At 27.9% G+C, this 21911-nt stretch carries 19 protein-coding genes and 10 tRNA genes; 11 read left to right on the top strand and 18 right to left on the bottom strand.

The window, feature by feature from the left end:
* Window positions 1-93: 93 nt before the first annotated feature.
* Together VC03_RS00145 and VC03_RS00140 are read left to right on the top strand one after the other, a co-directional pair.
* Window positions 94-1836 (top strand): ABC transporter ATP-binding protein, encoded by a 1743-nt coding sequence (locus VC03_RS00145; protein WP_046328117.1) that lies wholly within the window; start codon window positions 94-96, stop codon window positions 1834-1836.
* The gene (locus VC03_RS00140) at window positions 1820-3532 is read left to right on the top strand and encodes an ABC transporter ATP-binding protein (protein WP_046328116.1); all 1713 of its coding nucleotides are present in this window, start codon (window positions 1820-1822) and stop codon (window positions 3530-3532) included. The genes VC03_RS00145 and VC03_RS00140 overlap by 17 nt, the downstream gene beginning before the upstream one ends.
* 119 nt (window positions 3533-3651) lie before the next feature.
* Here the strand turns inward: VC03_RS00140 and VC03_RS00135 are convergent, their stop codons facing one another.
* Window positions 3652-5010, bottom strand: a complete 1359-nt coding sequence (locus VC03_RS00135) for a YadA family autotransporter adhesin (RefSeq protein WP_046328115.1) — start codon at window positions 5008-5010, stop codon at window positions 3652-3654.
* A 231-nt stretch (window positions 5011-5241) separates the two neighbouring features.
* On the opposite strand from VC03_RS00135, the gene yhfZ reads away from it, so the two are divergent.
* From yhfZ to VC03_RS00090, 9 genes are read left to right on the top strand one after another with little or no spacing between them, the layout of a single operon-like run.
* A complete protein-coding gene (gene yhfZ / locus VC03_RS00130; protein WP_046328114.1) occupies window positions 5242-6150 on the top strand; it encodes a GntR family transcriptional regulator YhfZ in 909 nt (302 codons plus the stop codon).
* A 49-nt stretch (window positions 6151-6199) separates the two neighbouring features.
* Window positions 6200-6565 carry a PRD domain-containing protein gene (locus VC03_RS00125; RefSeq protein WP_046328113.1) on the top strand — a complete coding sequence of 122 codons (366 nt, stop codon included), beginning with the start codon at window positions 6200-6202 and terminating at the stop codon, window positions 6563-6565.
* Complete coding sequence (locus VC03_RS00120) at window positions 6562-6921, top strand: DUF2620 domain-containing protein (protein ID WP_046328112.1); 360 nt, start codon at window positions 6562-6564, stop codon at window positions 6919-6921. The genes VC03_RS00125 and VC03_RS00120 overlap by 4 nt, the downstream gene beginning before the upstream one ends.
* Window positions 6918-8222, top strand: a complete 1305-nt coding sequence (locus VC03_RS00115) for a YhfT family protein (RefSeq protein WP_046328111.1) — start codon at window positions 6918-6920, stop codon at window positions 8220-8222. The genes VC03_RS00120 and VC03_RS00115 overlap by 4 nt, the downstream gene beginning before the upstream one ends.
* Window positions 8223-8232: 10 nt before the next feature.
* A complete protein-coding gene (locus tag VC03_RS00110; RefSeq protein ID WP_046328110.1) occupies window positions 8233-9108 on the top strand; it encodes a phosphotriesterase family protein in 876 nt (291 codons plus the stop codon).
* 10 nt (window positions 9109-9118) lie between these two features.
* Window positions 9119-10342 carry a serine hydrolase gene (locus VC03_RS00105; RefSeq protein WP_052727630.1) on the top strand — a complete coding sequence of 408 codons (1224 nt, stop codon included), beginning with the start codon at window positions 9119-9121 and terminating at the stop codon, window positions 10340-10342.
* 7 nt (window positions 10343-10349) lie between these two features.
* On the top strand, window positions 10350-11453 hold the full coding sequence (locus VC03_RS00100) for an aminotransferase class V-fold PLP-dependent enzyme (RefSeq protein ID WP_046329209.1): 1104 nt from the start codon (window positions 10350-10352) through the stop codon (window positions 11451-11453).
* Complete coding sequence (locus VC03_RS00095) at window positions 11450-12598, top strand: alanine racemase (RefSeq protein WP_046328109.1); 1149 nt, start codon at window positions 11450-11452, stop codon at window positions 12596-12598. Before VC03_RS00100 ends, VC03_RS00095 begins: the two co-directional genes overlap by 4 nt.
* Window positions 12591-13814, top strand: coding sequence for a phosphopentomutase (locus tag VC03_RS00090; protein WP_046328108.1), 1224 nt, complete (start codon window positions 12591-12593; stop codon window positions 13812-13814). The genes VC03_RS00095 and VC03_RS00090 overlap by 8 nt, the downstream gene beginning before the upstream one ends.
* Window positions 13815-13888: 74 nt before the next feature.
* Here VC03_RS00090 and VC03_RS00085 read toward each other — a convergent pair.
* The 17 genes from VC03_RS00085 to dnaA all read right to left on the bottom strand — a co-directional run bounded on the left by VC03_RS00085 (window position 13889) and on the right by dnaA (window position 21899).
* Window positions 13889-13964, bottom strand: a tRNA-Phe gene (locus tag VC03_RS00085).
* Window positions 13965-13972: 8 nt separating this feature from the next.
* Window positions 13973-14062: transfer RNA gene (locus VC03_RS00080), tRNA-Ser, on the bottom strand.
* A gap of 30 nt (window positions 14063-14092) precedes the next feature.
* Window positions 14093-14167 (bottom strand) — tRNA-Glu (locus VC03_RS00075).
* 9 nt (window positions 14168-14176) lie between these two features.
* A tRNA-Ile gene (locus tag VC03_RS00070) sits at window positions 14177-14253 on the bottom strand.
* A 9-nt stretch (window positions 14254-14262) separates the two neighbouring features.
* Window positions 14263-14339 (bottom strand) — tRNA-Arg (locus tag VC03_RS00065).
* Between the two features lie 13 nt (window positions 14340-14352).
* Window positions 14353-14428, bottom strand: a tRNA-Lys gene (locus tag VC03_RS00060).
* A gap of 38 nt (window positions 14429-14466) precedes the next feature.
* Window positions 14467-14542, bottom strand: a tRNA-Lys gene (locus VC03_RS00055).
* A gap of 8 nt (window positions 14543-14550) precedes the next feature.
* Window positions 14551-14626: transfer RNA gene (locus VC03_RS00050), tRNA-Gly, on the bottom strand.
* Between the two features lie 7 nt (window positions 14627-14633).
* Window positions 14634-14710: transfer RNA gene (locus VC03_RS00045), tRNA-Met, on the bottom strand.
* Window positions 14711-14719: 9 nt separating this feature from the next.
* Window positions 14720-14807: transfer RNA gene (locus VC03_RS00040), tRNA-Leu, on the bottom strand.
* Between the two features lie 193 nt (window positions 14808-15000).
* Window positions 15001-15246: an RNA-binding S4 domain-containing protein gene (locus tag VC03_RS00035; protein ID WP_046328107.1), complete on the bottom strand. Its 246-nt coding sequence runs from the start codon at window positions 15244-15246 to the stop codon at window positions 15001-15003.
* Window positions 15246-15809 carry a hypothetical protein gene (locus tag VC03_RS00030; RefSeq protein ID WP_046328106.1) on the bottom strand — a complete coding sequence of 188 codons (564 nt, stop codon included), beginning with the start codon at window positions 15807-15809 and terminating at the stop codon, window positions 15246-15248. Before VC03_RS00030 ends, VC03_RS00035 begins: the two co-directional genes overlap by 1 nt.
* Window positions 15802-18480: a transcription-repair coupling factor gene (gene mfd / locus VC03_RS00025; RefSeq protein WP_046328105.1), complete on the bottom strand. Its 2679-nt coding sequence runs from the start codon at window positions 18478-18480 to the stop codon at window positions 15802-15804. Before mfd ends, VC03_RS00030 begins: the two co-directional genes overlap by 8 nt.
* Window positions 18464-19273: a hypothetical protein gene (locus VC03_RS00020; protein WP_046328104.1), complete on the bottom strand. Its 810-nt coding sequence runs from the start codon at window positions 19271-19273 to the stop codon at window positions 18464-18466. The genes mfd and VC03_RS00020 overlap by 17 nt, the downstream gene beginning before the upstream one ends.
* Window positions 19263-20306 carry a DNA replication/repair protein RecF gene (gene recF, locus VC03_RS00015; protein ID WP_046328103.1) on the bottom strand — a complete coding sequence of 348 codons (1044 nt, stop codon included), beginning with the start codon at window positions 20304-20306 and terminating at the stop codon, window positions 19263-19265. Before recF ends, VC03_RS00020 begins: the two co-directional genes overlap by 11 nt.
* A complete protein-coding gene (gene yaaA / locus VC03_RS00010; RefSeq protein WP_046328102.1) occupies window positions 20306-20509 on the bottom strand; it encodes a S4 domain-containing protein YaaA in 204 nt (67 codons plus the stop codon). The genes recF and yaaA overlap by 1 nt, the downstream gene beginning before the upstream one ends.
* 1 nt (window position 20510) lies before the next feature.
* Window positions 20511-21899, bottom strand: a complete 1389-nt coding sequence (dnaA, locus tag VC03_RS00005) for a chromosomal replication initiator protein DnaA (RefSeq protein ID WP_052727729.1) — start codon at window positions 21897-21899, stop codon at window positions 20511-20513.
* Window positions 21900-21911: the final 12 nt, after the last annotated feature.

Raw genomic sequence — 21911 nt, 5'->3', positions numbered from 1 at the left:
ATCTCGATTAGACACTCGTATGTTGTATATATTGTACTATAAAACAAAAAATAGTACAATTAATTTATCTAATTAAAATAAAGTGGAGGTCATATGTTTAAAGTATACAAAAATATTTTACACTATGTAAAAGAACTAAGTTATCTCACATACCTTAGTATTTTTTCGTCATTTGTATCTAGCTTCTTTACAGTTGGAGCATATTTTTTTATGTACAAATTTTTCAATAACCTAATAATTAACGCTGATACTTCTATGACAAAGTTTTATGCACTGATGGTTTCTGTTCTGTTGGTTATAGGGTCTATACTGCAATATATAGCGAATATGCTATCACATAAGTTAGGATTTAGACTAGAAACAAATTTACGTAAAAGGGGTATAGATATTTTAACTAATGCAAGTTTTAAATTCTTTAACTCTAATGCTTCAGGTAATATACGTAAAACAATAGATGATAATGCAAGCCAAACTCATGCAATAATTGCACATTTAATCCCTGATAATGCTAATGCTTTTATGACCCCAATATTGATTTTGGTAATAGGATTTTTAATTAGCTACCGTGTTGGTATACTACTAATACTTTCATTAATAGTTACTTTCCTCTTCGTTTTCTTAATGATGGGAAAAAGAAAATTTATGGACTATTATCAACAAGCACTAGATGATATGAGTGGTAAAACTGTAGAATATATACGTGCTATACAGGTTATTAAAATATTTGGTATAGATATTACAAGTTTTAAAACACTACATCAAGCAATACTTAGCTATTCAAAAAATGCACTAAAATACTCAAAGACAAATAAGATGCCTTTCGTACTTTACCAATGGGTATTCTTTGGAATAGGTGCAATAATTTTACCATTTGTTGTTCTATTTAACTTTTTTAATACAGTTGAAATTGTGTTCATACTATTTTTAACTGGTGTACTTTATTCTACTATGATACGTATTATGTATGTGTTTATGTATTCATTTAAAGGAAGTTATGCAATAGAAAAATTAGAAGACTTGTTTAACAACATGAAAAAAGATGCTCTAAGCTTTGGTAATATTGATACAATGGAAGGGTTTGATATAGAATTTAAGAATGTTAGCTTTAGTTATGATGACAAAAATATGGTCTTAGATAACTTATCATTTAAATTGGAAGAAAACAAAATTTATGCTCTTGTAGGTGCATCTGGTGGTGGTAAAACTACAATAGCAAAATTAATTTCTGGTTTTTTCAATATACAAAAAGGAGAAATTTTAATAGGTGGTAAAAATATTAAATCATATACAAAAAATGCTTTAATACAAAATATATCATTCGTCTTTCAAAATCCTAAACTATTTAAAATTAGTATTTATGACAATGTTAAAGTTGCTAAACCTACAGCAACAAGAGAAGAAGTTATGAGAGCATTAAAACTTGCTAGTTGTGAAACAATATTAAATAAGTTTAAGGATAGAGAAAATACAATAATAGGTTCTAAAGGTGTATACTTATCTGGTGGTGAAATTCAAAGAATAGCAATAGCTCGTGCTTTACTTAAAGATTCTAAGATTATACTCCTAGATGAAGCAAGCTCAGCAATAGATCCTGATAATGAATACGAATTGAAACTTGCAATAAGTGAGTTAATAAAGGACAAAACGATAATAATGATAGCTCATAGACTAACAAGTATTACTAACGCTGATGAAATACTTGTTGTAGAAAACGGAAAAATTGAAGAACGGGGGAATAATATGCAATTGATGGAAAAGAATCAAAAATATGCATACTATATGAACCTTTATCATTCTGCTAATAATTGGAGGGTAAATAATGAAAAAATGGATTAAGAAATGCTTTTCTGTAACAAATATGGGAGCATCAAATATATTTAAAGCTATCTTTGCATCACTATTGGTAAATATATCAAGTTTTTTACCTCTAATATTAATTATCCTTTATTTAAACAAAATTATTAGTAATATATATGTTTATGTAGTTTTATCTATTATCCTACTTATCTTGCTATACATCTCTCTAAGTAATGAATACGATAAGTTGTATAATATTACATACAATGAAAGTGCTAATTTGAGGATAGATATAGGGAAAAAATTAAGTAAATTACCTCTTGCATATTTTTCTAAAAAGAATTTATCAGACTTATCTCAAACAATTATGAGTGATATTGCAAAGATGGAGCACGCTATAAGCCACAGCTTGGCACAAACTATTAGTTTTATCATCTTCTTTGTTGTTACAACAATAGGTATATTTTTCTTTAATATTAAAATGGGACTTGCTTTAAGTTTTCCATTTGTAATTAATGTTATACTGCTTTTCATGTCAAAAAAAATACAGGTTAAAAAGCATACTAAATACTACAATATATTAAGAGAAAATGCACAAGCTTTCCAAGAAACCATTGAATTACAACAAGAAATACAAAGTATGGGTATGCAAGATGAGGTTAATAAGGGGTTATACAAAAAAATGGATGATACGGAAGTTGTACACTTTGATGTAGAAGCTTCTATTACTGCCCTACTTTCAGCTATGAATCTACTTATGTTCATTTCATTAGGGGTAATAATCCTAGTTGGAACTAATCTTTACTTAAATCATGAAATTAGTATAATGTCTATAGTTTGTTTAATGATAATTGCACTTAAATTAAATGAAGGTGCAATACCTGTTACTCTTAATATATCAGAACTTTTCTATATTGACGCAAGAGTTAAAAGACTAAAAGAAATTAGAAATACAAAGATTCAAGAAGGTGAAGATAAAAAACTTAAAACATTTGATGTTACTTTAAAAAATGTTTCATTTAGATATGAGGATAAAGAAAAGGAAGTATTAGAAAATATTTCATTTACTGCTAAACAAAATGAAGTTACAGCTTTAGTAGGAAAATCAGGTTGTGGTAAATCTACACTATTAAAATTAATAGCAAGACTTTATGACTATGACTCAGGTGAAATATTAATTGATAATTACGATATTAAAAAGATATCAACTTCTTCCTTATTTAAACATATATCAGTTGTTTTCCAAGATGTTATGCTATTTAATTCTTCAATATTAGAAAATGTTAGAATAGGTAATTTATCAGCAAGTAATGAAGAAGTAAAAAATGCATTAACCCTTGCTAATTGTGATGAATTCATACAAAAATTACCTCAAGGTTACAATACAGTAATAGGGGAAAATGGTGTAAACTTATCTGGTGGTCAAAGACAAAGAATCTCTATTGCAAGAGCATTCTTAAAAAATGCAAGTATTATACTTCTTGATGAAATTTCTTCTTCACTAGATGTGTATAACGAAACAAAAATACAAGAAAGCTTACAAAGATTGATAAAGGATAAGACTGTAATCATTGTTTCTCATAGAATAAAATCAATAGAAAATGCTGATAAAATATTGGTTCTTGATGAAGGGAAAGTTGTAGGCGAAGGAAAACATAATGAACTTTTAAAATCTTGTAAAACTTACAAGAACTTAGTAGATAAAGTTAATCTAACAGAAAAATTTAAGTATTAAGCTTGTCATTTTTCCATATTTATTATATACTATTTTTATGGATTTATATTTTTACTTTTAATATAGCTTTCTGTATAAAAATAGCCCTAATGAATTTATGCTTCACTAGGGTTTTTTTATTATCTTTTCAATAATTTATATAATTCTTTTACTTGATTCTTTAAGTTTTCAACATCAGATTTTAGCTTCATATTTTCTTCTTGAAGTCTATTATTAACACTACCAAGCATAAATCCAGCACCAACACCAAAGGCAAGATTACCCTTGCTATTAACTGCTCCACTTAACTTGTATGTAAAGTTTTGCTTGTCATTTATACCACTAAATCCAACAGCAACTGCATGTGATCCACCATAATAGCCATATGATGCTGCAAGATTAAATTTTCTATCTCCTGAAACATTAGGTAAATTAGCCATAGCCACAGCATTAGAAACACCTCTTAAGGCTAGGTCTGATTTTTTATCTACTATCTTTACATTATCTTTTATTTTAGATATATCTTCTGAAATACCAGTTAACTTTGTATCGTTTGTTTGAATACTAGCTTTAATTGCATCTATTTTATCTTCGTATTCTGTTCTAACTATAGCCTTATTTACTATTTCATCTTTACTTACTTCTTTTAAACCAGTTACAAAATATTTATTATTATAATAAAGACTACCTTTTATATCTTTTGCTCTATAAAATTTACCATCTTTACCTTTAACTACTTTGTTACCATTTTTATCTTGCATTTCAAAAACACTTATATTATCTATATATGATTTCAAATCTTTTAATTGTGCTAAATTGACTGCATCAGTATCTTTACTACCTGCACCAACATTAGTTATTTGTCTTGTGAATGCTTTTTGATCTTCATTGTATTTATTTATATATAAAGAATTGAACTGATAATTTCTCTTTTTGTAATTTTTTTCAACACCAACAGAAACTTCACTTTGTGCCTTATACCGTATATCATTATCATCCCATATTTGTGTTCCAGTAGAAATATCATAACCACTTCTTCTATAGGCTATTCTTTGATATCTTGTTGCTGGTTTCTCTAATTTTGCATAATCTTCTTTTGTTACAGTTCCTTTTGCTATTTTTGTAAATATATCTTGATTTTCCAAAGTATATTCTTTCATATCACCAGCAACTGATCCAAAACCTAATGCAACAGAACCTTGTTCTAGAACAGATGTTTCTCCTCCAATTCCAACAGATTGTGTATAACCATTAAAATTATTATCACCTATTAAAATTGCAGTATCAGAATTTGAAACATTCCCATGTCCATAGACATATGATCCACTAGGTGAAAAAATATAATTTCCTCCACCATATCCTCCTAGATTTATATAATTTGTCGAACCATCTGCATTTCTTTGAGAAGAATTTGTTATTTGAGCAGGATCACCAGTATTACCATACATCACATTTGTTAGTGAAAATAACAAAGTTAAAATCATTGATATTTTTTTCATTTTTCCATCTCTTTTCTTAATTAATATTTGATTACAACCACATTTTACTCAAAAAAAAAAAAAAAGTAGGTTTTTTTATAAATTTCAGTTTATTTTTTAACCTAAATGTAAAATAGTTCTTCTTTTTTAGTAATTTTGATATATCTACAAAATATATTTTTTTAACTTGACTTTTAATTTATTCAAGGTAATATATATTATATAAATATTCAAAAAAATGAAAGTTGGCTTATGGAAAAAATTAGAACTTTAAATAAGGTTGATATAGCTATAATAACAGTAGCTAGAGATATAATGGGGCTTAAAATAGGGGATAGGTTAAAATCTGTAAAAGAATATTCAGAAGAATTACAAATGTCTGTAGGTAGTGTACAAAAAGCTTTTGAAATTTTAGAAAGTGAAAAATGTATATCTTTATCAAAAAAAGGTGTATTTGGAAAAATTTTAGAAGCTAAATATGACGACAAATTAATAAAAAAAGCATTTATTAATTCAATAGTAGGTGTTATGCCTCTACCTTATTCAAAACGTTATGAAGGCTTAGCTATGGCTATAAAGAATTCATTTGAAAAACATGGTATAACCTTCTACTTTGCATATATGCAAGGATCTAGGGTAAGACTAAAACTACTTGAAAGTGGAATTTATGATTTTGCTTTAATGTCTAATTTGGCATTTAAAAATTCTGATAAAAAAAATATTAAAAAGGTTTTTAGTTTAGGTCCTGAAAGTTACGTATCAAAGCACGTATTACTTAAAGTTCCTACAAAAAGCAAGAAGATAAGAGTGGGTATAGATAAAAACTCTGAAGACCAATATTTTTTATCAAACCAATACTTCAGCGGTAAAGATTATGATGTTATTGATGTTAACTCTGATAACATTGTTAAGGATATGCAAAACTCTCTTATAGACCAAGCAATATTGAGTTTAGATGAAATAGAAGAAAAACTGATTAATGGTATAGAAGTTCAAGATATCTTTGATAAGGAATATATAAATCTTGCAAATGAAGCAGTTATAGTGATAAATAAATCCGATAAGTTGATGGAAAGCTTAGTAAAAAATATATTAGATATTAAATATATTGGAAAAATACAAAAAGATGTTTTAGAAAAAATTATAGTACCTCGGTACTAATAATTTTTTTAAGTTAAATATTCAAAAAAATGAAAATTTAGGAGATACTATGAATGAATTAATTAACAGATTAAATTTACTTTTAAAATCAGGCGTTTTACATGAAGAAAACATGAAAACTGTACTTAATATGCTAAATTATTTAAAAGAAAAATACGACTTAAATCTTACAGAGGAAAATTCTTCTATGTTAGTAACGCATATTGCTATGTACTTAGAAAGAAAAGACAAGGAAAGTATTGAAGGTTTAGATATAGATAGTTTAAATGAATTAAAAGAATCTAAAAAATATACTTTAGCATTGCAGATTATACAAAATTTAGAAAAGGACGTTCTAGGTCCAATTAATGATAGCGAAAAAACATTTATTTTAGCACACTTAATTAATTTTTTAGAAGGAGTGGATAGGGTATGAAAATTGTTGTAGGTGGACAAATTGACAAAGAAAATGTCAAAAAAATTTTAAATGCTGAATTTCCTGATGCTAGTGTTGATGTAAAGTCAGATATAGATGCTGCTATGGGATTAAAATCAGGAAATTATGATTATTATTTTGGTGCTTGTAATACAGGTGGTGGAGGTGCTCTGGCAATGGCTATAGCTATCGTTGGTGCAAATAAATGCTTGACTGTTGCAAGTCCTGGAAAAGTTTTAACTGAAGAAGAAGTAAAAAAAGGTATTGAAGATGGAAAAATTGCATTTGGTTTTACTCCAAATGCTACAGAAAAATCTATAAAAATGATAAAAAAATTTATTGGAGGTAAATTATGATATCAAGAATTATTGTAATGGCTTTATTAGCTGGACTAGCTTCAATTTTAGCTAACCAAAGTATTGCTGTATTTAATGATGGTTTAAGACCATTAATACCAGAATACTTGGAAAAAAGAATGGATAGAAAATCATTACTTGCAACCAGCTTTGCATTAAGCTTCGGACTAGTTATTGGTTTTGGTATCCCATTTTCTATCGGTAAAAGCGTTATATTAATACATAGTATATTGCTTGGAACTGATATAATAGGAACAATGTGCCCAGACAATAAAAAAGGTATGGCTATATCAGGAATAATAGGTGCCTTATATGGTATTGGATTAGTATTAGGATTAAAGGTTATTGTTGACGTATTCGCAAAATTACCTGTTAATTTCTTACCTAATTTAACTAGCATAGGTAGCCCTATAATCGTTGCATTTGCAATCTTCCCTGTATTAGTAGTTGGTTACCAATATGGTGTTAAAAAAGGTGCTTTCTCTTTAATTATCGTTTTAATTATTAGACAATTAATTTCACTATTTGGTAAATTTACATTTGGTGAAGCTAAAATTGCATTAAATGCTGATGGTATAGCACTATTTGCAGGTATAGTTATTATGTTAATATTCGCAGTAATGGATAAGACTGAAGTAACAAATTCAAATGAACAATTAATAGGTATTTTCTCTGAAAGAGTTGCTAGAGTAAAGAAAAATATATTAATACTATCTATTATGGGTGGATTAGTTGCTGCTGCTGTTAGTTTAAATATGTTAGCTGGTGACCCTATTTCATTAAACTTGATGCAAGAAGGGAAATTATCTGATGCAGGAATAGTTGCACTAGCAAGAACTATAGGATTTATACCTTTAGTTGCTACAACAGCTATAACTACAGGGGTATATGGTCCTGCTGGTTTAACATTCGTATTTGTTATAGGTATATTTGTTAGAAATCCAATAATCGCCTTTGTTTTAGGTGCTATCGTTTTAGCAATAGAAATTTTACTACTAGAACAAATTGCAAAATTATTAGATAAATTCCCTGGTGTTAAAGCTTGTGGTGATCAAATAAGAACTAGTATGACAAAGGTTTTAGAAGTTGCAATCCTAGTTGGTGCTATGATTGCATGTAATGATATGGCTGGTAAAAATGGTTTAGGATTCCTATTTGTTATAGGTGTTTACTTATTAAACAGAGCTGCTAAGAAACCATTAGTTGATATGGCAGTAGGTCCAATTGCAACAATAGGATTTGGAATAATACTAAACATATTATTTTTACTTAAATTATTTGTCCCAGTAGTAGCTAAATAGGAGATTTAAAATGTTACAAAATGGTTATACACTTATGCACGAACATATGACAATAGATTTATCTGGTCAAAAACATAATTTAGATTGCAAGGTAGACTGCATAGATGAAATTACAAAAGAAATGAAAAAACTATACTCTAAAGGTGTTAGAAATATTGTAGAAGTTACCAATAGAGGTATGGGTAGAAATGTAAAAAATATTGTTAAAATATCAAAAGAAAGTGGAATAAACTTCATTTGTTCTACAGGATTCTATAAAGAACCTTTCTTACCTGACTATGTCTATGAAATGGATAAAGAAGAAATTGCTGAACTTTTGATAAATGATATAGAAATAGGTATCGATGGTACAGGTATAAAAGCACAATTATTGGGTGAAATTGGTACAAGTAAAGATCATATGACAAAAGAAGAAGAAAAAATATTTGAAAGTATTGTAATTGCACATAAAAAGACTGGTGTGCCTATTAGCACACATACTACATTAGGTACAAATGCTTTAGGACAAATTGAATTTTTTGAAAAAAATAATGTTGATTTGTCAAAGGTAAATATAGGGCACGTTGATTTAAGTGGAGATGTACAATATATTATAGAAATTTTATCTAAAGGTGTATATATTTCATTTGATACAATAGGGAAAAATAACTATTTATTAGACTCTAAAAGAGTTGAAATGTTAAAAATATTACAAGATATGAATTTACTTAATAAAGTGTTCTTATCACAAGATATTTCAAGAAAATCTAATATGGAATTTATGGGTGGAATAGGTTATTCATATATATTTGATTCATTTATACCTATGCTAAAAGAAAAAGGTATAACAGATGAATCTCTTGATTTAATGTTATGTAAAAACCCTATGAATTTCTTCAACAAATAAAGGAATAAAAATGAAAAAGATAATATTAATTTTTTGTAGTATATTATTTAGTGTCTTTACTTTTACAAAAAGCTTAAACGATATACAAACTATAACCGAAAAATATATAAGTAATAAGACAATGCCTGGTGCTGTTGTTTTGGTTTCCAAAAATGGTCATATTCTTTATAACAAAGCTTTTGGTTATGCACAAGTTTTAGAAGATGATAAAGAAAAGTTAAGACCAATGAAAACAGATACTATATTCGATTTAGCTTCACTTACTAAAATATTTGCTACAACACAAGTAATTATGAAATTAGTTTCTGAAGGTAAAATAAATGTAAATGACAAAGTTAGTAAGTATATACCTGAATTTGCTAAAAATGGTAAAGAAGATGTTAAAATTAAAGACTTATTAACTCACACATCTGGTTTAACTCCATGGTTACCTACATACTATCATGTTAAAAATAGTGATGAAGAATTAAAATATATTTGTAATCTACCATTAGAATACAAAACAGGAAGTAATAGAAAATACAGTGATTTTTCATTCATGACTTTAGCATTCATTGTTGAAAAGGTTACACATAAAAAGCTTAATGATTATGTATTAGAAGAAATATATAAGCCTCTACATTTAAAGAGAACAAGATTTTTGCCTCTTGAAGTGTTTAGTCAAAATCAAATTGCTTCAACATCACATGGTAATCCTTTTGAACAAAAAATGATTTATGATGATAATTTTGGGTATAAGATAAATGAAGAATATAATTCTTTCAGATACTGGAGAAGACATACATTAACTGGTTTGGTAAATGATGGAAATTCATATTACGCAAATAATGGTGTAGCAGGACATGCTGGATTATTTTCAACTGCTCATGATCTATATGTTTTAGGTGAAGTCTTATTAAACAATGGAAAATATAAATCAGTAAGACTATATAATAAAAATGTAGTAGATGAGTTTACAAAAATTGAAAGTAAATTTGGACATGGTTATGGTTATGAAATAAATAGAGGTGGTGTAGACAAAGGATATATGGGAAAATATGCAACTAATAAATTTGTAGGTCACACAGGATTTACAGGTACACAAGTTGTATATGATTTAGATAATAAAATACAAGTAATTATTTTAACAAATAAACAAAATTATGGAGTTGATTCTGACGGAAGCTATAAATCAACTTGGAAATATGCAAGAGAAATAATGAATTTAGTTGGCGATGTATTATATAAGAAATGAGGTAAAAATGAAAACATATCCCTTACAATCTATAACTTTAGAAGAAGCTATGGAAAAACAATTTAGATTAGTAGATTTAATAGGAAAATATATTAATGGTAAAGAAATATTAGATTTGGGCGACTTAGGTGTGGAAAAAACAAATAATATGCCTATTAGAACAAGAACAATAGAAAAAATTCTAGCAAACTTCTTTAATGCTGAAGATGCATTTTTAGTTAGGGGATCTGGAACAAATGCCTTACGACTAACTTTCTTTGAATTTTTAAAAAATGAAAATACTATACTTGTTCACGATGGTCCAATATACAAGACTAGTGAATTTAGTTTAAACTCAATGAAAGTAAATATTAAAAAGTACAACTTTAATGATCTTTCTACTTTAAGAGAATATATAGTTGAAAATAATATTAAAGTTGTACTATTACAACATACACGTCAAAAATTAGATGATAAATATGTTTTAAAAGAAGTAATAAAGAAAATAAAAGAAATCGATAATAACATTAAAATTGTTGTTGACGATAACTATGCCGTACTTAAAACACCAGAAAATGGAGTAGAAATGGGAGCTGATATCTCTGCTTTTTCTTGTTTTAAACTATTAGGACCTGTTGGTATTGGATTGATAATTGGAAAAAGAGAAATTATAGAAAACATGAGAAAACATAATTATTCTGGTGGTTCACAAGTTCAAGGATTTGAAGCTATGGAAGTACTAAGAGGTTTAGTTTATGCACCAGTTGCTTTAAGTATTCAAGCAAAACAAATAGAAGGTTTATATAATATTCTAAAAGATAAAAAAAGATTTCCATATATAAAAGATGTATATATCGCAAATTCTCAATCTAAAGTTGTTTTAGTTGAATTTTGCGAACACATAGCTAAAAATATTTTAAAACAAACTGTAAAATTAGGTGCCCTTTCTCACCCAGTTGGTGCAGAATCTAAATTTGAAATGAACCCTTTGATTTATAGGGTATCTGGTACTTTCATAGATACTGATCCTAGTCTAGCAGAAAGAATGATTAGAATAAATCCTAATAGAGCTGGAGCTGAAAATATAGCAAGAATTTTAGAAAAAGCATATTTTATGGAAAGAGGTGAATGATATTGTTTTTAAAAAGACTTTTAGATACAAATAAAGCTTTTGTAGATGCCTCTCTAGACTTATACAAAAAAGGACTAATTCTTCCAGATTCTTATTGTATAGATGTTGATATTTTTTTAGAAAATGCCAAAAACATTTTAAATGAAGCAAAAAAATACAATATTAATCTCTTCTATATGTTAAAACAAGTAGGTAGAAATCCTTATTTAGCAAAAAAACTAGAAGATTTAGGGTATAAAGGGGCAGTCTGCGTAGATTTTAAAGAAGTTGAAGTTATGATGAAAAATAACCTTAAACTTTGTAATATAGGACATCTCGTTCAAATACCAAAGAATATGCTATCACGTGTAATAGAATACGGTGTAGAGATAATAACAGTCTATTCTTATGACATGATAAAAGAAATTTCTAATATTGCTTTATCTTTAAATAAGACACAAGATATTATGTTAAGAATATTAGATGAAAATTCTGAAATTTATCCTGGACAAGAAGCAGGATTTTCTGTAAATGAAGTTAAAGAACTTATACCAAAATTAAAAGATTTAAAAGGTGTTAAGCTAAATGGAATAACTTCATTCCCTTGTTTTTTGTACTCCCCTGATGAAAAATGTATAAAAGAAACAAATAATCTTTTTTCAGTACTAGAAGTAAATGAATTCTTAAAGAATCAAAATTTGTATGTTAAACATATAAATTTACCATCTGTATCTACAGTTGAAAATATAAAGAAAATTTATTCTTATGGGGGAACAGATGCTGAACCAGGACACGCTTTAACTGGAACAACACCTTTAAATATAGACAGTGGAATTGAAATTCCAGCCTATTTATACATTTCAGAAATTTCTCATGTTTTTAAAAATAATTCATACTTTTATGGTGGTGGATACTACCCTAGAGGACATATGAAACATGGATATATTGATAATGAAATAGTAAACGTTAATAATTTTAATGCAACAAATATTGATTATTACCTATCATTAGAAGGAAAATATAATATATTTGATCCTATAATACTTTGCTTTAGAACACAAATGTTTGTTACAAGATCAGATATTGTTTTAATTGAGGGTATACATAGTAATAATATACATATAGTTGGTATATATAACACACAAGGAGATAAGAAAAATGTCTAGATTTTTAATAATAGTATTAGATGGATTTGGAGTTGGATATATGGATGATGTCTTGAAGGTTAGACCAAGAGATTTTGGATCAAATACTGCAAGACACATATTAGAAAAACTTCCAGATTCTAAATGGGAAAATCTTGAAAAATTAGGATTAATGAATATTTTAGATTTTGAAACACCTTTTATGAAAAAAGTTAATGTCAAAATTGCTGGTAAGTCAAAATTACAACATCACGGAGGTGATACTTTCTTAGGACACCAAGAATTGATGGGAACTAAAACTGAAAAACCTTTGAACAAGCCTTTTTCATTCTATATCGATACTGTTGAAAAAAAACTTTTAAAAAAAGGGTATAAAGTTGAAAGAAAAGGTGTAAATGTTAATTTCTTATGGGTTAATGATTGCGTTGCAATAGGTGATAATTTGGAAACAGATTTAGGACAAGTATACAATGTTACAACAACATTTAAAAATATATCATTTGAAGATGAATTGAAAATAGCACAAGTTGTTAGGGATATTGTAAAAGTTGAAAGAGTTATTGTCTTTGGTGGAACAAAAGCCACAACCCAAAGTATCTTAGATGCTGCTAGAGAAAAAGAAGGAAAATATATGGGAATAGATGCACCATTATCTAAAGTTTATGAAGAAGGATATATGGTTAGACATATGGGATATGGTGTAGATCCAAATAATCAAGTACCCACAATATTAACTAAAAATAATATAGATGTTATGTTAATAGGTAAAGTAGCAGATATAGTGTACAATAAGAACGGAGAAAGCTTTATGAATTTAGTTGATACTAAAACTATCTTCGAATTAACCCTTAAGAAATTAGATGATTTCCACAAAGGATTTATGTGCATTAATGTTCAAGAAACTGATTTATCTGGACATTCTCAAAATACAAAAAGATATGCAAATGTTTTGAGCATTGCTGATAAATATATTGGAAAGATTATAGAAAAATTAAATGACGATGATATTTTAGTTATAACAGCAGATCATGGAAATGATCCTACAATAGGTCATTCACAACATACAAGAGAAAATGTACCATTATTGGTATATAATAAGAGATTATTCAATCAAAAGAAAAATATAGATTTAGGATTAAGAGAAACTATGTCTGATTCTGCAAATACTGTTCTAGAATACTTTAATATACATGAAAATGTTGAACAAGGTAAAAGTTATCTTGACTTATTGAAATAAGAAGATGTATGTAAGCTATGCTTACATACTCTTTTTTTATAAAGTAAAAAAAAATCTCCTTTAGGAGATAACAATGGTGCCCAAACGCGGAATCGAACCACGGACACAGGGATTTTCAGTCCCTTGCTCTACCGACTGAGCTATCTGGGCATATATAATGGCGGGCAGACTGGGATTCGAACCCAGACGACTGTTACATCTTCGCCGGTTTTCAAGACCGGTTCCTTAGCCAGTTCGGACATCTGCCCATAAAAAAAAGCACCTAATGGTAGCTATAATGGTAGACCCTAGGAGAATCGAACTCCTGTTGCCGGGATGAAAACCCGATGTCCTAACCACTAGACGAAGGGTCCATTCACTAATGGTGGATCCGACTGGGATCGAACCAGTGACCTCACGGTTATGAGCCGCGTGCTCTAACCATCTGAGCTACGGATCCAAAAGGATATGGCGTACCTGAAGGGATTTGAACCCCTGGCCCACAGCTTAGAAGGCTGTTGCTCTATCCAACTGAGCTACAGGTACATATAATTATTACTGGTGGGCTATACTGGGGTCGAACCAGTGACACCATGATTAAGAGTCATGTGCTCTACCAGCTGAGCTAATAGCCCATTATTATATCATTATAGTTTACATTAGTATGAATGAATGGTGAGCCATACTGGAATCGAACCAGTGACACCATGATTAAAAGTCATGTGCTCTACCGACTGAGCTAATGGCTCATACTTAATGGAGCGGGAAACGAGGGTCGAACTCGCGACATTCAGCTTGGAAGGCTGACGCTCTACCATCTGAGCTATTCCCGCATATTTTTGGTTGCGGAGATTGGATTTGAACCAATGACCTTTGGGTTATGAGCCCAACGAGCTACCTGACTGCTCTACTCCGCGATACGTCATTGGTGCCTCGGGCCGGACTCGAACCGGCACGGAATAAATTTCCACAGGATTTTAAGTCCTGTGCGTCTACCGATTTCGCCACCAAGGCACTTCTCTATCAGAACAAGATTGATTATACACTAATCCAATTTCTTTGTCAACTACTTTTTTTTATTTTTTATTTATATATATGTTTTACCTTGTTTTATATGGTGTATAGGTCTATTGTCTTATACTTATACATCTTGTATCCTTTCTACCAACCTATCAAAAAAAGATCTCATATTGAGACCTTTTTAAGCTTAATTTTCAAAACTTACATAATCTCCTATGTCTTCTTTTTTTAGTGACTCTTTGGGTATTTCTAATACTTTTGCTTTTATAGTATTATTAAAGTATTTTACAACTAATTCGTCACCTTTTTTAATACTATATGATGGTTTTTGTGCCTTACCATTAACTAGTACATTATCACTATCACATAATTGTTGTGCTATAGTTCTTCTCTTAATTATTCTTGTTATTTTTAAAAATTTATCTAATCTCATTACTTACTCCAATTATTTAGAACTCTTGATATCGCCATAGTATATGATTTTGTATTTGTTTCTTTTATTACTTTATGTATTTCCTTTAACAATTCTGCTGGTGTTATATTCTTATTAGTTTCTTTTCTTAATCTTGTTAAACCTTCAACAGTCTTTCTTTCTATATCATCATTAGATTCTACTAGGTTATAGTCTTTTTTTATGGCTCTTAAAATTTCTTTTATGTCCCTTGTTAATACTACTGGCTTTATAGGTTCTTCTTTTTTCACTGATATTATATTATCCAAACTTTCTACCTTTGGTTTAGGTTTTGGTTCTTCTTTTTTTACTGATATTATTTTATCCAAACTTTCTACCCTTGGTTTTGGTTTTGGTTCTTCTTTTTTTACTACTATCATTTTACTTATATCATTATTACGTGGTTTTTCTACCTTTTCTGTATGTTCCAATTTTTTTCTTAATACTACGTTTTTATAAGGATCGTTGGGAGAAATTACCCCTTTAAATCCTGTACATGATGTTATAGACAATATTAATACTAATAATACTAACTTTTTATTCATCTTTTTCACCTTCCAAAACTTCTTTCTTACTTAATTTTAACACATTATTTGTAAAATAGAAATAAAGGAAATCATCTTTTTCTTCAACTTTACTTATTTTATGTTTTTGACAATATATCTTTATTTTAACACTATCTAAAAATGTATTAACAACTTTAGGAATTTTACCAAATCTATCTTCTATTTCATCTTTAATATCGTCAACTTCGCTGATTTTTGTTAATTCAACTATACGCTTATATATCTTTATTCTTTCAGCTTCCTTTATGTAGTCATTTGGTATATATCCCTTATCTTTTAAATCCATCTTGACTTCAAAATTATTAAATGTAATTTCACCTTTTTGTCTTTTAATTTCTTCATTTAGTAATTTAATGTACAAATCATAACCGAAAGATTCTATAGCACCATGTTGCTTATTTCCAAGAATTTCACCAGCTCCCCGTATATTCATATCCTCCATGGCAATTACATAACCACCTGATGAAATATTTTCAATTTCACTTATACTTTCTTGTTTTTTTAAACCTTTTTGTGTTTGTTTTAATGATTTTAATAGATAGCAATATGCTTGCCTTTTTGATCTACCAACACGTCCTCTTAATTGATAAATTTGTGATAAACCTAGGTTATTAAAGCCTTCTATAATTATCGTATTAGCATTTGCTATATCTATCCCATTTTCTATTATTGTTGATGCAACTAAAACTTGAAATTCTCCCTTTTCAAAGGCATCTATTTTCCCTTTTATCTCTTTTGCACTAAGTTGACCGTGTATATATTCTATGCCTATAAAGCTTGGAAGGAGAGTTTTTAAATATTTAACCTTATCTTCCATACCTTTTACATCATTTGAGATATAGAAGACTTGACCATCTCTTTTAATTTCTTCTAATATTACTTTTTTTAATTTTTCTTCATCATTAAAATTTAATATTTCTGTTTTTATTGGTAATTTTTGTAGAGGTGGTGTTGATATTACTGATATATCTCTAATACCTAACAAGGCCAAATTTAGTGTTCTAGGAATAGGTGTTGCAGTCAGAGTTAAAACATCAATATTCGTCTTTTTTTCCTTTATTTTTTCCTTATGTTTAACACCAAACTTTTGTTCTTCATCTATTATTAATAGTCCAAGATTATTGAAAATGACATTATCACCTAAAATTTTATGTGTACCTATTAAAAGATCTATCTTACCACTAATTAAATCATCTAATACTCCCTTTCTAGTTGAAAGTCTTGAGTATGATGCTATATTTATCGGAAAACCCTCAAATCGCTTTTTAAACCGTTCATAATGCTGATTAGCTAATATTGTAGTTGGTGCTAGTAAAGCAACCTGATAACCGCTTTCTATAGCCTTAAAAGCTGCTCTCATAGCTACTTCAGTCTTACCATATCCAACATCTCCGCATATTATTCTATCCATTATTTTATAGCTTTGCATATCTTTTTTTACATCTTCTATTGCTTTTTTTTGATCTTCTGTTTCTAAATATTCAAATTTTTCTTCAAATTGTTTTTGAAATACTGTGTCTTCCATAAAACAAATACCATTGTCTTTTTTTCTCTTAGCTTGAATTCTAATAAGTTCCTTTGCTACTTTTTCAATTTCTTCTTTATACTTCTTGTGCTTTTTCTTAAATCCCTTAGTACCTAATTTATATAGTTCTGGTTCCTTATTTGATATATTTATATACTTTTCTATACGATATAGCTTTTCAACAGGTACATAAAGCTCTCCATCATCAGCATACTGTATTAATAGGTATTCCTTGTCATACATCATTTTAAGCCCCATATACTTACCTATACCGTACTCAACATGAATTACATAATCTCCTTTATTTAATTCTGTTATAGAGCTGTATTTCATTTTTTTCTTTAACTCTTTTTTTCTTTTTATTTCTATTTCTGATTGATAGTTTCTATTTTCGCTTAAGGCTACCTCTATTATTTCTGACTTTTCTTTCAATACCTCATATCTAGCAAGTATTTTTTCTTTATCGTTGTTATCTAAAAGTAACATAGTCTCAAGACTATGTTCTACAAGTTCTAGATTTTCTATGAAAAAACTAGTAGTTTTACCAGTTAATTCTGTTATTAATACCTTATCTCCTCTTAAAATATTAGAATAAATCTGTATTTCTTTTAAATTTTCATAAGATCTTTGTGTATCTATATCAAATATTTTAATCTTCTCTAACTCTACATCAAAAAAATCTAGTCTAATAGGGTTGTCCATAGTTGCTGAATATACATCTATTAAATCTCCTCTTCTTGAATATTGACCCATTTCAGTAATTAAATAGTTTTTTTCATATGCATATTCTTGTAATTTTTCTTCTATTTTATTTAGGTTATAGTCTTTACCTACTTCCAAAGTAAAACTATCGTATTTATCAAAAAATATAGACATCGCTAATGAAAAGTCTATAAATATTATATTCTTCTTTTTTTTATTTAAGAGATTAATTAATCTTACATTAATATCTATTAATTCTTTTTTACTTCCTACATTAGTCTTAAAAAAAGTTACATTATATCCTTTTTTCCCTAATATGTATTCGTAATATTCCATATTTTTCAATGATGTACTAATGTAGATACAAGTATTTTCTATATTTTTAAAAATATCTTCTATCTCTTCTTTAAGTATTTTTTTCATTTCTTTCTCCACCAAAAAGTGTTTCCAATCGTTTTATAATCTTTTTACCTTCTAAGTTTAATACCAAATCATAAGGTGACTTTATATCCATAACAAGGTAATCTTTTAACTCTTTTTCATAATCCTTTCCACTTCTATACTTATCTTGTAGTTTTAAATAAAGTAATCTTAACACCTCATCTCTTGCTAGATCGTAAGTTAATTCGTCATATGATAATATTTTCAAAAAATATTCTTTTCTTAAATATGGATCATCTAGCATATATTTAATTATATCCTGAACATCTTTTTTTCTCTTTATATTTCTACAAATTATACAGATTTTATCAGGTCCTTTAAAGTAATCTCCACAATTTTCGCATTTTTTTTCCTTATTTTCCTTACTGTAATATTCTTTTACTAACTTTAATGCTAAACAAGAAACTAGATATTTCTTTTCATCAATGTCTTGTATATTAGAAAAAATTTTTTCTGCTTCTTTTTTCTTCTCATTTAATACACTTTCAAATTTCTTTTCACTTTTTCTTATTACAACCTTTTCTTCTTTAAATCTTTTAGGATTTACTATTATCTTTATACTCTTAACTTCTTTTGCTTTTTTTTGTATTGCATCTAGATATTCATCTTTAAAAAAACTTAATTCATTTGCATATATTTGATCTTTAGTATATATTATTGCAGTCTCTTTATCTATAACCAAACAAGTTTCGCTTAAAAATTCTTTAGGTACTAAAAAACTCCAAATATCACTACTATTTTCTCTAACAATATCCACTAATGACTTAAATTTCATCCTTTATTTCACCGTCACTTACATACATCTTTTTAGCACATATATCTATATCCTCAGTAGATGTAAAAATACACTGTATATCTTTTTCTTTAAAATATTCCAAAACTATTTTTTTTCTTATTTCATCAAAATATGCTGTTATATCATCTAATAGGACAATAGGTGTCTTTTGGGTGCTGTTTATTATATACTCAATTTGAGCTAATTTTAAAGAAAATATCACTGACTTTTTCTCTCCTTGAGATGCAAACGTCTTAACCTTCTTGTTATCTATTAAAAAACTATACTCGTCTTTTTGTGGTCCATATATACTAAATCCTATGAATAATTCTTTTTCTTTCTTTTCCTCTAATATTTCCTTTAATTTATTGTAATCACAACTGGGTTCATATCTAATAATCAATTCTTTTTTATCAAATAGCTCCTTATACTTTTGATTAATATATTTAGATAAATCAGAAATATATTTTTTTCTAAATTCATATATTCTTTGTGATAAAAAAATATACTTATCATTGTATATTTTAAATATTTCGCTGTCCATCTTTTTTTCTTTTATAAGCTTATTTCTTACCTTTAATACTTTTTGAAAATTTATTAAATCATTTAAATAGAGCTTACTTATCTGAGACATCTCATAATTAAAAAATCTTCTTCTATTCTCAGGTGTATCCATTATTAATGAAATGTCTTCTGGACTAAAAGAAATAGCAAGCAATTTACCTATATATTCTTTGTATTTAACCTTGTTTTTGGAAATATAGAAATCCTTTTTTTCTTTATTTAGCTGTATAGAAAAATTATCAACACTAGTCTTACTAAAAAGTGTTAGAGTTTTTTCACCTTCTTTTATTTGCTCTAACACTTTTCTTGTTCTAAAACTTTTTCCTGTTGATAAAAAATATATTGCTTCTATTACACTAGTCTTACCTTGTGCATTTTTTCCATAAAGAACATTAAAATTCTTAGATAAAGTTATCTTATTAGTTCTAATATTTCTAAAATTATTAAATACAATTTCTTCTATATACATTATTTTACTACTACTTTTTCTCCTCTGAATTCAACTACATCTTCTTTTCTTATCTTCTTACCTCTTCTGGTTTCAACCTCACCATTAACAAGAACTTCACCATTTTGTATAACTTCTTTAGCTATACCACCTGTATCTGCTAATCCAGAAAACTTTAATAGTTGATCTAATTTTATATATTCAGTATCTATTTTAACTTCCATATTATTCACATATCCTTTTTGTAATTTCTTTTACATCATTTGCAATATTATCATCTTTAGCTATCTTAGAAGCTATTTTTTCTACAGCGTTATACACAGTAGCGTGGTCTTTATTAAAAATTTTACCAGTTTCATGTAAACTAATTTCTAATTTTTCTCTCATAATATACATTGCAATTTGTCTTGGTATTAATATTTCACTCTTTCTTTTTTCAGACTTCATTTCTTCTTCAGACACATTAAAATACTGTGCAACTGCTTGCGTTATTTTCTCAGCTGTTATAGAGGCTCTAAGTTTTTCTGCTTGTTCTCCTATAACGCTTTTAGCAAGATCTATTGTAATATTTTTCTTTAATAATAGGGCTTTGGCTGAAATAGATTTTAATATACCTTGCATTTCCCTTACGTTTTTTGTAACATTATCTGCAATATATTCTAATATGGTATTATCCATGTGCATATTATTTGTTTCGCATAAAGTTTGTAGTATTGCAACTCTTGTTGAATAATCTGGTTTTTTTATCTCAGCATTAAGACCTGATAAAAATCTTGACTTTAATCTTTCTGATAAACCTTTTATCTTTTTAGGATTTCTATCACTTATGAATATTAGTTGTTTGTCTTTTATTAAAAGAGAATTTAATGTGTTGAAAAATTCTTCTTCCACACTACCGTCTCCTTTACCGAATACCTTTTCAAAGAATTGAATATCATCTATTATTATCATATCTAAACTTCTGTACTTTTGTCTAAAATTCTCAGCTGTATCTATATTATTTTTCAAATTACCTTTTCTTATTGCACAAAGGTACTCATTATTGAATTCTTCAGCTGTTAAGTATCTAACTTTTTTATTAAAATCTTTTTTTATCAACTCATTACCTGCAGCTTGTGCTAAATGGGTCTTACCTAAACCTGAATCACCATAAATTAATAGCGGATTATATGGAGGTGTTCTTTTATCAAGTAATGCTTCTATAGTAGCCATACAACATTGATATGGGTATTCACTATTTTGACCTACAACAAAACTATCAAAAGTAAACTTTGGACTAAGACCTGTTTCTAGAACTTCTTCTTTATCAGTTTCATTTTCATTACTTTCTGTAACTTCAAATTCTAACATATCTGTTGAAATTTCTTTTTTTATTACAACTTCAACTGCGTATCCTTTAAGTTTTAAAACTTGATTTATTGCATCTTGTATTTTTTCTTTCATTTTCTTTAATTCATCAACAACATAATTACTTGATGAGTGTAAGTAGCAAAATCCATCTCTAATATCATAAATATCTACTTGATTCAAAAGATGCTGATGTTCTATTCCGTTAGAATTTAGAAACACCATTTTTGCTAAATTCCATGTAACCGTTAATTCTTCTTGTGTCATAAATTTTCCCTC

Origin of the sequence: Sneathia vaginalis (genome assembly GCF_000973085.1) — a bacterium.
GTDB lineage: Bacteria > Fusobacteriota > Fusobacteriia > Fusobacteriales > Leptotrichiaceae > Sneathia > Sneathia vaginalis.
Note: the sequence above shows the minus strand (reverse complement) of the source record. Positions and strands in the feature narration are given on the sequence as shown.

Excerpts from the sequence above, each read along its gene's own strand:
- VC03_RS00145 (WP_046328117.1), top strand. The coding sequence starts at position 94 with ATGTTTAAAGTATACAAAAATATTTTACACTATGTAAAAGAACTAAGT.
- VC03_RS00140 (WP_046328116.1), top strand. The coding sequence starts at position 1,820 with ATGAAAAAATGGATTAAGAAATGCTTTTCTGTAACAAATATGGGAGCA.
- VC03_RS00135 (WP_046328115.1), bottom strand. The coding sequence starts at position 5,010 with ATGAAAAAAATATCAATGATTTTAACTTTGTTATTTTCACTAACAAAT.
- yhfZ (WP_046328114.1), top strand. The coding sequence starts at position 5,242 with ATGGAAAAAATTAGAACTTTAAATAAGGTTGATATAGCTATAATAACA.
- VC03_RS00125 (WP_046328113.1), top strand. The coding sequence starts at position 6,200 with ATGAATGAATTAATTAACAGATTAAATTTACTTTTAAAATCAGGCGTT.
- VC03_RS00120 (WP_046328112.1), top strand. The coding sequence starts at position 6,562 with ATGAAAATTGTTGTAGGTGGACAAATTGACAAAGAAAATGTCAAAAAA.
- VC03_RS00115 (WP_046328111.1), top strand. The coding sequence starts at position 6,918 with ATGATATCAAGAATTATTGTAATGGCTTTATTAGCTGGACTAGCTTCA.
- VC03_RS00110 (WP_046328110.1), top strand. The coding sequence starts at position 8,233 with ATGTTACAAAATGGTTATACACTTATGCACGAACATATGACAATAGAT.
- VC03_RS00105 (WP_052727630.1), top strand. The coding sequence starts at position 9,119 with ATGAAAAAGATAATATTAATTTTTTGTAGTATATTATTTAGTGTCTTT.
- VC03_RS00100 (WP_046329209.1), top strand. The coding sequence starts at position 10,350 with ATGAAAACATATCCCTTACAATCTATAACTTTAGAAGAAGCTATGGAA.
- VC03_RS00095 (WP_046328109.1), top strand. The coding sequence starts at position 11,450 with ATGATATTGTTTTTAAAAAGACTTTTAGATACAAATAAAGCTTTTGTA.
- VC03_RS00090 (WP_046328108.1), top strand. The coding sequence starts at position 12,591 with ATGTCTAGATTTTTAATAATAGTATTAGATGGATTTGGAGTTGGATAT.
- VC03_RS00035 (WP_046328107.1), bottom strand. The coding sequence starts at position 15,246 with ATGAGATTAGATAAATTTTTAAAAATAACAAGAATAATTAAGAGAAGA.
- VC03_RS00030 (WP_046328106.1), bottom strand. The coding sequence starts at position 15,809 with ATGAATAAAAAGTTAGTATTATTAGTATTAATATTGTCTATAACATCA.
- mfd (WP_046328105.1), bottom strand. The coding sequence starts at position 18,480 with ATGAAAAAAATACTTAAAGAAGAGATAGAAGATATTTTTAAAAATATA.
- VC03_RS00020 (WP_046328104.1), bottom strand. The coding sequence starts at position 19,273 with ATGAAATTTAAGTCATTAGTGGATATTGTTAGAGAAAATAGTAGTGAT.
- recF (WP_046328103.1), bottom strand. The coding sequence starts at position 20,306 with ATGTATATAGAAGAAATTGTATTTAATAATTTTAGAAATATTAGAACT.
- yaaA (WP_046328102.1), bottom strand. The coding sequence starts at position 20,509 with ATGGAAGTTAAAATAGATACTGAATATATAAAATTAGATCAACTATTA.
- dnaA (WP_052727729.1), bottom strand. The coding sequence starts at position 21,899 with ATGACACAAGAAGAATTAACGGTTACATGGAATTTAGCAAAAATGGTG.